The 11,825-nt window shown below is 54.6% G+C and carries 10 protein-coding genes and 1 pseudogene; 8 read left to right on the top strand and 3 right to left on the bottom strand.

Annotated features, from left to right (window positions below; all coding sequences use genetic code 11):
* Nucleotides 1–59 precede the first annotated feature (59 nt).
* Nucleotides 60–671, top strand: a complete 612-nt coding sequence (locus tag SD961_RS03405; RefSeq protein ID WP_318788997.1) for a glutathione S-transferase — start codon at nucleotides 60–62, stop codon at nucleotides 669–671.
* Between the two features lie 117 nt (nucleotides 672–788).
* Here the strand turns inward: SD961_RS03405 and SD961_RS03400 are convergent, their stop codons facing one another.
* Nucleotides 789–2,786 (bottom strand): autotransporter outer membrane beta-barrel domain-containing protein, encoded by a 1,998-nt coding sequence (locus SD961_RS03400; RefSeq protein ID WP_412916647.1) that lies wholly within the window; start codon nucleotides 2,784–2,786, stop codon nucleotides 789–791.
* Nucleotides 2,787–2,937: 151 nt separating this feature from the next.
* On the opposite strand from SD961_RS03400, the gene SD961_RS03395 reads away from it, so the two are divergent.
* The 7 genes from SD961_RS03395 (at nucleotide 2,938) to ghrB (ending at nucleotide 10,047) form a co-directional block, all read left to right on the top strand.
* Nucleotides 2,938–3,501: a DNA-3-methyladenine glycosylase I gene (locus SD961_RS03395; protein ID WP_318788996.1), complete on the top strand. Its 564-nt coding sequence runs from the start codon at nucleotides 2,938–2,940 to the stop codon at nucleotides 3,499–3,501.
* A gap of 110 nt (nucleotides 3,502–3,611) precedes the next feature.
* Nucleotides 3,612–4,274: an OmpA family lipoprotein gene (locus tag SD961_RS03390; RefSeq protein WP_318788995.1), complete on the top strand. Its 663-nt coding sequence runs from the start codon at nucleotides 3,612–3,614 to the stop codon at nucleotides 4,272–4,274.
* Between the two features lie 215 nt (nucleotides 4,275–4,489).
* Complete coding sequence (locus SD961_RS03385) at nucleotides 4,490–5,518, top strand: LacI family DNA-binding transcriptional regulator (RefSeq protein WP_318788994.1); 1,029 nt, start codon at nucleotides 4,490–4,492, stop codon at nucleotides 5,516–5,518.
* Nucleotides 5,519–5,981: 463 nt separating this feature from the next.
* A complete protein-coding gene (locus SD961_RS03380) occupies nucleotides 5,982–6,731 on the top strand; it encodes a sugar phosphate isomerase/epimerase (RefSeq protein ID WP_318788993.1) in 750 nt (249 codons plus the stop codon).
* Complete coding sequence (locus tag SD961_RS03375; RefSeq protein ID WP_318788992.1) at nucleotides 6,728–7,681, top strand: sugar kinase; 954 nt, start codon at nucleotides 6,728–6,730, stop codon at nucleotides 7,679–7,681. The genes SD961_RS03380 and SD961_RS03375 overlap by 4 nt, the downstream gene beginning before the upstream one ends.
* A gap of 56 nt (nucleotides 7,682–7,737) precedes the next feature.
* On the top strand, nucleotides 7,738–9,021 hold the full coding sequence (locus SD961_RS03370) for an MFS transporter (protein ID WP_318788991.1): 1,284 nt from the start codon (nucleotides 7,738–7,740) through the stop codon (nucleotides 9,019–9,021).
* Nucleotides 9,022–9,072: 51 nt separating this feature from the next.
* Nucleotides 9,073–10,047, top strand: coding sequence for a glyoxylate/hydroxypyruvate reductase GhrB (ghrB, locus tag SD961_RS03365; RefSeq protein WP_318788990.1), 975 nt, complete (start codon nucleotides 9,073–9,075; stop codon nucleotides 10,045–10,047).
* A gap of 131 nt (nucleotides 10,048–10,178) precedes the next feature.
* Here the strand turns inward: ghrB and kduD are convergent, their stop codons facing one another.
* Together kduD and kduI are read right to left on the bottom strand one after the other, a co-directional pair.
* Nucleotides 10,179–10,940, bottom strand: a complete 762-nt coding sequence (gene kduD, locus SD961_RS03360) for a 2-dehydro-3-deoxy-D-gluconate 5-dehydrogenase KduD (protein WP_318788989.1) — start codon at nucleotides 10,938–10,940, stop codon at nucleotides 10,179–10,181.
* Nucleotides 10,941–11,002: 62 nt separating this feature from the next.
* A pseudogene (gene kduI / locus SD961_RS03355) lies at nucleotides 11,003–11,703 on the bottom strand (5-dehydro-4-deoxy-D-glucuronate isomerase); the annotation flags it as partial.
* Nucleotides 11,704–11,825 lie beyond the last annotated feature (122 nt).

Here is an 11,825-nt window from a genome sequence, read left to right as displayed (position 1 = left end):
CGGTGCTACCATCTTGCAGACAAGACCGATAACGATCGGTCAAAACAGGGGAATACAGCATGAAATTAATTGGCACCTATACCAGCCCTTTTGTTCGTAAAATTTCCGTCATCATGCTGGAAAAAGGCATTACTTTTGAGTTTATAAATGAAAATCCCTGGGGTGAGGAGAGCCACGTTCCCGGCTATAATCCGCTGGGTAAAATCCCGGCGCTGGTAACCGGCCCGGAAGAAACCTGGTATGACTCGCATATTATTGCCGCTTACCTTGAGCAACTGGATATCGCCCCTGCGCTGCTTCCGACTGAAAAAATGGCGGCGTTGAAAGTCCTGCAGCTGGAAGCGCTGGCGGATGGTATTGGCGATGCGGCAGTGATCCTGCTGCGTGAACAGATGCGCCCGCCTGAGTTGCAGATGGAAGCCCAGCTTCTGCGCCAGCGCGAGAAAATTCAGCGCGGGCTGGATGCGCTGGAAAAAGAAGCCGCGAAGGGCACCGTGCTGAACAGCGATACGCTGAATCTGGCGGATATCGCCACCGCCTGTCTGATTGGCTTCCTGAACTTCCGCCGTATTGTGCCGGGCTGGTGCGTGGAGCGTCCGGCGCTGATCAAACTGGCTGAAAAGATGTTTGAACGGGAAAGCTTCGCCCGTACTGTTCCCCCAACCGCCTGATTTGTAAAAAAGCTATTCTCTTTTCACTCCCGGTGATGGATGCGGGGTGACGGGAAACATCGTACAAACTTCAGCGCCACCGCCTGGTAAGCCGGTGGCGCTGCTTTTCGCTTGCGTTCAGAAACGTGCGCTGACGCCGAGGTTATACATAAACTGCTCGCCAGAGCTTAACCCACCGGTTTGCGAAACCGAGGCAAAGGCTGCCACGCTGTCGCCAAGCGGAACGTGCGCCCCTAAGGTGACGTCCACCCAGTTGGTGTCCTGCTCTGCCGAGTCACGGCTGAAAGAGGTTTGGGTGGATTTCAGTCCACCTCCTGCCCGCCAGACGTTATCGCCAAACTGATGGTTATAGCTGACCTCTGCCCAGGGGTTGATCCAGCCCAGCAGTGAATCCACCCGCCAGCCCAGCGCGCCAATCCGGGAATGGTAATTCTGATCGTCAAAGCGCATAGCGGTACTGCTATTACCCTGCTCCTGATAACCCTCAACCGAACTGTAATCCAGGGCATACTGCGCCATCGGGCCGGTGGTAAGCGCGGCGTTAATGGGGAAATCCCAGCCGGTCGTGATACGTGCGCCCAACTGCGTGCCGTCGGTTTCGCCACTTTCAGTACGGGTGGCCGGGCCAAGGGTCACGCTACGTTTAATGCTGTCGTAGCTGGCAGAAGCGTAATGCACATCGGTATTCACCCAGCCGCGATCGAAGAACGCTATTTCGCTGTAAGCGGCGGCCAGCCAGCCGCGCATCTTATAGTCATAACGCGGCGTGGGCTGCTGATTATCCCTGGAGCCGGAGACCAGCGCGCCTACCAGCCAGCTATCGGTAAGCTGATAGTCGATGCCCAGCGTCAGGTTGTGCGTGGTGGCGTCGCCCTCTCCGGCAGCAAGATTGCCGCTATATTCATCATGTTGACCAGCATAGCCGCCGTACAGGCTGAGTGAACCCTGCGGGTTATCAGCGTGACGCTGCTGCTGCAGGCGGCTGTCCAGCGTTGCGCGGGCATCACGTGACATCGCCAGCGTGGCCTGATTAAGCGCGACAACCTGCGCCGGGGCATCCAGCACCGACTGGATATAATCCGCAATCAGTAAGTGGGTTGCCGGGCTGGGATGCAAACGGTCAGCAAACAGAAAGGCCTGCTGGCCTGAAAAGCCCGGCGTTGTGGTGGAAGAGCATGCTGCTGCCGAAACGCCCGGCGGACAGGCCATTCCCGCTGTATTGGTCAGGCCGTAACGGGCCGGATCGCTAAGTACTTCGTTAAACAGACCATTGATATCCACCCGCACGATATTGCCGCCCCGCTGCGCCAGCAGGGTATCTTCCTGCTGGTTATAGCTGTTTGTCAGCACCCCGGCCTGAGCACTCAGCGTTTGCCAGGCTTCATAGAGCTGGCTGGCGATCGCCTCCCGCAAAGCGGTGACTGTTGTCAGCTGCCCGGCAGCGGCAGACAACGCTTCTCTGATCGCCTGGTTACGGGCATCCTGGCTGAGCGTGGTCTGGCTGTTAAGAGAGGAGAAAGCCGCTGCAAGGGCGGCGTTGGCAACCGGTGCCAGACCTGCCTGGATGACCGCTTCGAGTAAGGCTGGCGTGGAACCAATGTTGGGTACCGTGGGGACAATAACGGTCTCGGCGCCCGCCGCCAGCAAAGCCTGTACCTGACTGGCCGCGGCAAAAGCGCTATTGCTGACAATATCGTTTGCGACAAGAGGATTAAGCGCCGCTGCGGCCAGGTCATTTCCGCCAATCCAGTGAACATAGAGTCCCTCTGCGTCTGCCCGTCCGCCGTTCGCGGTCAGATAGTCGCTGACCTGGTCAGCACTATTATCGGCAGGATTGAGCTGCGGCACGGCCACCGCATCGCCAGCGGCGTAATTGGTGCCGCCCTGGTCAGAAGGACGTAAAGCGTAATTTATTTTGGCTGCCAGAATATCGTCATACAGTGGATGCTGACTGCCGTCCCAGGTATAGCGGCCATTGTTGCCGCTGTCACTCAGGCTGTCGCCAAACACATAGAGCCGATCCCAGCTTAATGCCGGGCTGGTGCTACAGAGGTAACAGGCCATCCACGCCGCCCCAAAGGTCATACGGCGGATGCCAGTGCGTTTTTCAGACATAAAATGACTCCGGAATAGAGCCCAAAAGCGGCGAACGGTTATTATTGAATTTATTTTCAGTTCTTAATGTGAGTTAACTATTGCCTGGATAGCGATAACGTCAAGGCAGGCGTGATTATTTTTTCAGCTAATCTGATAAAGGATATTTACTATGCAGCGATGCGACTGGGTCACCCAGGACCCGCTCTATCTCGCTTATCACGATAACGAGTGGGGCGTAGCGGTAACCGACAGACGGGAGCTGTTTGAAATGCTCTGTCTGGAGGGGCAAATGGCGGGGCTTTCCTGGCTTACAGTACTGAAAAAGCGTGAAAATTACCGTAATGCCTTCCATTACTTTGAACCGCAGAGCGTGGCGTTAATGAACGATGCCGATGTGGACAGGCTGATGCAGGAGAGCGGGATTATTCGTCATCGCGGAAAAATTTCAGCCATTATTTCTAATGCCCGTGCACTGCTGGCAATGGAAGCGAAAGGCGAAAAGTTTAACAGCTGGATTTGGGATTTTGTCGGTAATGAACAGCAAATCCACCGACATGAGGATTATCGAACGGCACCTGCCTTTAGCGCGGCATCAGATGCCCTTTCAAAAGCATTAAAAAAGCGGGGTTTTAAATTTGTTGGTACAACCACCTGTTATTCATTTATGCAAGCTTGTGGGCTGATCAACGACCATGTGACCGGCTGCTTTCGTCATCCTGATAATCTGAAGTAGCGTCTCTTTACACTTTAAGAGCAAAGCACCGTTTTTTTTCCACAGTTCATCGGCATAATCGGGGTTTTACGGGTAATTTTACCCGCCGTTGTGGATGAAAAGGAACCCCAATGAAAAAAAGCTATATCACCCTCGCTCTGGTTTTGAGCGGCACACTTGCCCTGTCAGGCTGTACCACCAACCCTTATACCGGCGAGCGTGAAGCTGGCAAATCCGGCATCGGTGCCGGTCTGGGCGCCGCGCTGGGCGCTGGCGTAGGCGTGCTCTCTTCCTCGAAGAAAGATCGCGGTAAAGGGGCGCTGATTGGTGCAGCGGCCGGTGCGGCCTTGGGCGGCAGTGCCGGTTATTATATGGATGTGCAGGAAGCCAAGCTGCGTGACAAAATGAAGGGAACCGGCGTTAGCGTTACGCGCGAAGGCAATAATATCGTGCTGAACATGCCGAACAATGTGACCTTCGACAGCAGCAGCAGCACACTGAAACCGGCGGGCGCCAACACGCTGACTGGTGTGGCGATGGTACTGAAAGAGTACCCTAAAACAGCTGTAAACGTGGCGGGCTATACCGACAGTACCGGCACGCGCCAGCTCAACATGACGCTGTCGCAACAGCGTGCAGATAGCGTGGGCAGCTCCCTGATTAGTCAGGGCGTTGCGGCTAACCGCATTCGCACCACCGGTATGGGCCCGGATAACCCGATTGCCTCTAACAGCACCACTGAAGGTAAAGCGCAGAACCGCCGCGTGGAAATTACCCTCAGCCCTCTGCAGTAATCTCTTCTGCCGGGCCGCTGAGGTGGCCCGGTTGCTTCCCCTCTTCTGTGAATCGCTTTATCTTCCGCGTCTCCTTGTTCAAAGGTGGGCTGACTGACGCTTATGCTTTATGATGGCCCGATTGGCTCTCAGCGAACCATGGCTATCTCAGGATATTCAGGCCAGAACGGGCTGAAGCTACGCTTTTCCTGACTTTTAATGTTTTGAGGATCGCTATGAACCGTCAGGCTGCACGAGCCACCATCAGCGACGTTGCCAGAGCGGCAAAAACCGGTAAAACCAGCGTCTCGCGTTACCTGAACGGCGAGCAGCACGCCCTTTCAGCCGATTTAAAGCAGCGGATTGAAACCGCGATTGCCGAACTCAATTACCGTCCAAGCCAGATGGCGCGCGGACTGAAGCGAGGCCGCACCCGCTTAATCGGTCTGATCATTGCAGACATCACCAATCCTTACTCTGTAGATGTGATGAGCGGCATTGAAGCAGCCTGCCGCGCAAAGGGCTTCACCCTGCTGATGTGTAACACCAATAACGAAGTGGATCAGGAACAGCACTACCTGAATCTGTTGAGCAGTTATCAGGTGGAAGGTATTGTGGTTAATGCGGTTGGTATGCGCGAAGAAGCGCTGAGCTATCTTCAGCAATCATTACTGCCGATGGTGCTGATCGACCGCAAAATCCCGGATTTTCCCTGCGACGTCGTGGGCCTGGATAACAGTGAAGCGGGCATTCAGGTCACCACTCATCTGATTGAGCAAAATTTTCAGGCGGTACTGTTTGTTACCGAACCTCTGGGGCTGGTCAATACGCGGCATGAACGTCTGCAGGCCTTTAAAAACACCATGGCACAACATCCTGCACGCTTTGCAGGACAGGCGGAAGTTGCGCTTAATGACGCAGCGATGATGGACCGCGTGCTGCAGGCGTTTTACCAGCAGCACCGCGATCAACGCTGCGCGATAATTGTGGTGAATGGCGCATTAACGCTGCAGGTGGCGCGTTCGCTGAAAAGGCTTGAGCTGGCTTGGGGCGAGCAGATCGGTCTGCTGGGCTTTGATGAGCTGGAGTGGTCTGAACTGGCAGGCGTGGGGATCACAACACTAAAGCAGCCCACCTGGAAAATGGGTTACGCCGCGCTGGAACAGGTTATCCGCCGTATTGAAGGGGAGACTACGCCGCCAGTTGACCATACGTTTTCCGGCGAGCTGATTGTTCGCGGCTCCACAAAGCACGTAAAAAAATAGTCGGTTATGGCATGCCCAAGGCGGCCAGTTAATCAGGCTCCCCTGAAGTATCGCTCCCCGAGGTTACCGTAGCGCCTTGCACCGGCAGAGAGGCCTTTACTATTTTTTTGCGAAAACAGCAGGCGGAATTTTAGCACCCGGATAGCAGAGAAATTCCCTGCGGTCAGAACCTGTTTCTTTTAGCCATTCCGGGTGTCACCATTAACCATTAACCATTAACCATTAACCATTAACCATTAACCATTAACCTTTAACCTTTAACCATTAACCATTATGCATGGCCAGTTTCATCCGTAAAAACGTTTTCCGCTCGCTGACTTCCCCCCATTTTCAGACCATCCCCTGGAATTAATTGTTCACATCGTGAGCGCGATCATAAATTCGTACTCTGCCCCTTTGCATTGGAACCGGTTCCATTTAACGTTTTTATAACGTCGAGGCCACCCCGAGCCTGGAGGACCCCATGAAAAGTGAAGTGATAGTGGTAACGGCGGCCTATGGCCGCGAGCAGATTGCCGCACTGGGCGGCCAGCAGGCAGTGATACCGACAGTGTCCGCAGCTGGCGCGGACGGCGTGGAGATCCGTCGCGAACTCTTTAACGAGAAAGAGCTGGAAAACCTTTCCGGGCTGGGTAAAACCATCGCGGAAGCGGGGCTGGCGGCATTCTATTCCATTCCGGAAGCGCTGTTTACTGAAGCGGGTGAACTCAACCCTGACCTCGATCGCCATTTTGCCGAAGCCGGACAATTACTGGCCCAGCGACTAAAATATTCTCTGGGGCATTACCGTCCCGGCTTTGACGGTTCCGGCCTGCGCGAAAAACTGACCGGCCAGCCCTTTCAGTTGGTAGTAGAGAACGATCAGACTGAATACGGCAAACTCAGCGCGCTGAAGCGCTACTTCCAGGACGGCGGCGAAACAGGAACCAGTATGACGTTCGATATGGGCAACTGGCTGTGGGTGGGCGACGACCCGATTGCAGCCGCAGAGTGTCTTACTCCGTATGTCAGTTATATCCACGTGAAAGCGGCCAGGCGCGAAGGAAACGGCTGGCACGCTGTTGCCCTGGACGAGGCTGATAACCTGTGGCGGCAAACGCTGGCGCTGCTGCCTGCTGGCGTGCCACGCGGAATCGAATTCCCGCTGGAAGGTGAAGACCTGGTTGCGGTAACCCGCCATTACGTTGAACTGTTGCGAGAGGAAAAACCATGAGTCTGCATGAAAACGGCACGCTGGACGCCATCACCATAGGCGAAGCGATGGCGATGTTTGTCGCCACCCAGCCAGGCGATCTGGCAGCGGCGGAACAGTTTGTAAAGCGTATTGCCGGGGCCGAGCTGAATGTGGCTATCGGACTGGCCAGACTGGGCCTGAAGGTAGGCTGGGTCAGCCGCGTAGGCGACGACTCTTTTGGCCGCTTTACCCTGCAACAGCTGGAAAAAGAGCAGGTCGATCATCGTCAGGTGACCACCGATCAACGTTACGCCACCGGCTTTCAGCTGAAATCCAAGGTGGATGACGGTTCCGATCCGCTGGTGGAGTATTTTCGCAAAGGCTCAGCCGCCAGTCATCTTTCACCCGATGACTTCAACCGTGACTATTTTGGCTCAGCACGCCATCTGCATCTGAGCGGCGTGGCCGCAGCCCTCTCCGAAACTTCCCTTGCGCTCTCTAAACATGCGGCAAAAGAGATGAAGGAGATGGGGAAAACAATCTCCTTCGATCCCAATCTTCGCCCGGTGCTGTGGCCAAACGAACGTGAGATGGTGAAACAGCTGAATACGCTGGCCAGCTTTGCAGACTGGGTTTTACCCGGTATCAGCGAAGGGAAAATATTAACCGGGCACGATCAGCCTGAAGCTATTGCTGATTTCTATCTGGAGAGAGGCGTGAAAGCGGTGATTGTGAAAACCGGCTGCGACGGCGCCTGGTATAAAACCGCTGAGGGCGAAAAAGGCCAGGTGGAAGCGATTAAAACCAACAATGTGGTGGACACGGTTGGTGCCGGCGATGGCTTCGCCGTTGGCGTGATCAGTGCGCTGCTGGAAGGCAAAACGCTGCCCGACGCTATCCGGCGAGGCAATAAAATTGGTTCACTGGCCATACAGGTCATCGGCGACAGCGAAGGGCTGCCAACGCGCGCTGAACTGGGCGATTTCTGACCCACTCATAATAAAAAAATCCCGATACTCCTACAGCCTCAACAGAGGGTACACCTATGAACAAGCAGACAATCGCGCCTAAACGCTGGTGGTATATTATGCCCATCGTGTTTATCACTTACAGTCTGGCGTATCTGGACAGGGCGAACTTCAGCTTCGCCTCCGCAGCAGGCATTAATGACGATCTCGGCATTACCAAAGGTATGTCCTCGCTGCTGGGCGCCCTGTTCTTCCTCGGCTACTTCTTTTTCCAGATCCCCGGCGCTATCTATGCTGAACGCCGCAGCGTAAAGAAATTGGTATTTGTCTGCCTGATACTTTGGGGTGTCTGCGCTTCGCTGACCGGCATGGTCAGCAATATTCCGATGCTGGCCGCCATCCGCTTTGTGCTGGGGGTGGTTGAAGCCGCAGTGATGCCCGCTATGCTGATTTATATCAGTAACTGGTTTACCAAGTCGGAGCGCTCCAGAGCGAACACCTTCCTGATCCTGGGTAATCCGGTCACCGTACTCTGGATGTCAGTGGTCTCTGGCTACCTGATTGAAGCCTTCGGCTGGCGTGAAATGTTTATTTTTGAAGGTATCCCGGCGGTTATCTGGGCGATTGCCTGGTGGTTTATGGTGCAGGACAAACCGGCACAGGCGAAATGGCTCAGCAACGACGAGAAAGCGGCGCTGCAGGCCCAGCTGGAGAAAGAGCAGGAAAATATCAAAGCGGTACGAAACTACAGCGAGGCATTTAAGTCCCGCAACGTCATCATTTTGTGCGTTCAGTATTTTACCTGGAGCATTGGCGTGTACGGTTTTGTACTGTGGCTGCCTTCGATTTTACGCGGCGGCTCGCAGATGGGTATGGTAGAAGCGGGCTGGCTCTCTGCGGTGCCTTATCTGGCGGCCACCGTGGCAATGATTGTGGTCTCCTGGGCATCCGATAAGTTACAGAACCGCAAGCTGTTCGTCTGGCCGCTGCTGCTGGTTGGCGCACTGGCGTTCTTAGGCTCTTATCTGGTAGGAGCAAATCATTTCTGGCTCTCCTTTACGCTGCTGGTGATTGCAGGTGCCGCCATGTATGCCCCTTACGGGCCTTTCTTCGCCATTATTCCGGAAATGCTGCCGCGGAACGTGGCTGGCGGCGCGATGGCGCTGATCAATGCGATGGGTGCGCTGGGTTCATTCCTGGGCTCCTGGGTGGTAGGTTACCTGAACGGTGCGACCGGCAGCCCTTCAGCTTCATATATCTTTATGGGGGGATCCCTGCTGATTTCAGTCTGGCTCACGCTTATCGTAAAGCCAGCGGAGAACAATCAGCCCCCGTTGCCTCGCGGCGCTAAACACGCTTAAAAATGCCTGACGGGCCAGCTGGCCCGTTCATCAATTCAAAGGGAGACGAGAATGAAACCTTCTGTGGTGCTGTATAAGAAATTACCGGAAGATCTGCGCGCAAAACTCGATGAACATTTTACCGTGACGGAAATCAACGGTCTTACCCCTGAAACAGTAAGCCAGCATGCCGGGGCGTTTCAACAGGCGGAAGGGATGTTGGGTTCAGGCGGGAAAGTTGATGCGGACTTCCTGACTAAAGCACCTAAGCTGCGTGCTGCTTCCAGCGTCTCCGTTGGCGTGGATAATTTTGATATCGCCGCCCTGAACGACCGTGGCGTGATCCTGATGCATACGCCAACCGTACTGACCGAAACCGTGGCCGATACCATGATGGCGCTGGTGTTGGCGACCGCACGCCGCGTGACGGAAGTGGCTGAACGCGTCAAGGCGGGAGAGTGGCAGAGCAATATCGGCGCAGAGTGGTTTGGCACAGACGTCCACCATAAAAAGCTGGGTATTCTGGGAATGGGTCGTATTGGCCTGGCGCTGGCTCAGCGCGCTAACCTCGGCTTCAGCATGCCGATTCTCTACAACGCACGTAAACACCATGAAGAGGCTGAGCAGCGCTTTGGTGCCACCTATTGCGATCTGGATACGCTGCTGAAAGAGTCTGACTTCCTCTGCATCAGCCTGCCGCTGACCAAAGAGACGCATCACCTGATTGGCCGTGAGCAGTTGGCGAAAATGAAGCCGGGCGCAATATTGATCAATGCCGGACGCGGACCTGTAGTGGATGAAGAGGCGCTGATTGCTGCACTACAGGACGGGACAATTCATGCCGCAGGGCTGGATGTATTCGAAAAAGAGCCGCTGCCAAAAGAGTCTCCTCTGCTGAAGCTGCCAAACGTGGTGGCTTTACCTCATATCGGTTCGGCTACACATGAAACGCGATATGGTATGGCGCGTGACGCGGTAGATAATCTGATCGCTGCGCTGACGGGGAAAGTGGAAAAGAACTGCGTTAACCCGCAGATTATTCAATAACGATCCAGCGTTAAATAACGCAAAGAAGGCCACCTGTCCGGCGTGAACCCCGATGAGGGGCGCTTAAACAGGTGGCCTTTTTGTCTGCTGCTCCCGGAGATTTATCGCTAAATCAGCGGGAGATAACGTGACTAACGTGCCAGCCAGCCACCATCCACCGCCAGCGTATAACCATTAACATAATCAGAAGCCTGAGAGGCCAGAAAGACCACCGGTCCCTTCATATCCGCCGGTACACCCCAGCGGCCAGCCGGAATACGTTTAAGGATTTCACTGCTACGCTCTTCATCCGCGCGCAATTGCTGCGTATTGTTGGTAGCCATATACCCCGGCGCAATGGCGTTTACATTAATATTGTGTTGCGCCCATTCATTCGCCAGCAGTCGGGTAACGCCCATCACGGCACTTTTGGAAGCGGTATAGGAAGGCACCCGGATCCCGCCCTGATAGGAAAGCATTGAGGCAATATTAATGATCTTGCCACCGTTTCCCTGCTTAATAAACTGACGGGCTACCGCCTGGGACATAAAGAACACCGATTTTATATTCAGGTTCATCACCTCATCCCAGTCCTTCTCGCTGAAGTCTATGGCATCAGCGCGGCGGATAATGCCGGCGTTATTGACAAGAATATCGATTTTACCGAACTCCGCCACGGCGGTTTCCAGCAGGCTTGCAAAGCGATGGGTGTCGCTAAGATCGGCCGTCAGGCTGAGAAAACGCCGCCCCAGGGCAGTGATGCGTTCGATTGTCTCCGCTGGCTCTACAATATTGATCCCCACAATATCGCAACCAGCCTCTGCCAGTCCCACCGCCATGCCCTGCCCAAGACCGGTATCGCAGCCGGTAACCAGTGCAACTTTGCCCTGTAAACTAAACATATCTAAAATCATTTCAACTCTCCTTTGGCCCGCAATATGGGCGATCCCTGTGATAGTCCTACCGAAAAATAGCTTTAGCGAAGCTCGCTAACTTTGACGTGGTCCATGTCGTCAAAGACCTGGTTTTCCCCCACCATTCCCCAGATAAAGGTGTAGTTTTTAGTACCGACGCCGGAATGAATTGACCAGCCTGGTGAGATAACCGCCTGCTCGTTATGCACCAGAAGATGACGGGTCTCCTGAGGTTCGCCCATCATATGAAACACCGCCGTTTCTTCATCCATATTGATATAGAAGTACGCTTCCATCCGACGATCGTGCGTGTGGCACGGCATGGTGTTCCAGAGATTGCCCTCGGCCAGTTCTGTCAGGCTCATGGTTAACTGGCAGGTGGTCAGCACATCCGGTACCAGGTACTTATTGATGGTCCGTACATTGCTGGTTTCAGGGCTGCCAGACGTCTGTCGGGAAACGCTGTCGCGCGTCACCAGTTGATGAGGGTAGGCGGTGTGTGCCGGGGCGCTGTTGTAGTAAAACTTTGCCGGAGCGGACGCACTGATGCTACGGAATTCGATGTTTCTGGCTCCCTGCCCGATATAGAGCGCCTCTTTGTTATCCACCTCAAAGCAGTGGCCATCAACCGTGATCGTTCCCGCTTCACCAATATTGATCACCCCCAACTCACGGCGCTCAAGAAAATAGCTGAACCCACTTCCGCCGCAAAGGCCACGCTCTGGCTGACAGGCATCACGCCGCCAATCACGATGCGGTCAATAATGAAAGAGCAGGCTTATCGCCGTCTGCCCCGATGGCTTACTATAGCCAGGGGTCGAAAATCATAACTGTGATCCAGGTCGAATTTAATTATTAGTGATACGTCATTTCTTTTAAAATAAA

The sequence above is a fragment of the Erwinia sp. MMLR14_017 genome, from assembly GCF_033657285.1.
GTDB lineage: Bacteria > Pseudomonadota > Gammaproteobacteria > Enterobacterales > Enterobacteriaceae > Erwinia.
The sequence above is the reverse complement of the archived record's forward strand: the minus strand, read 5'-3'. Positions and strand labels throughout refer to the sequence as shown.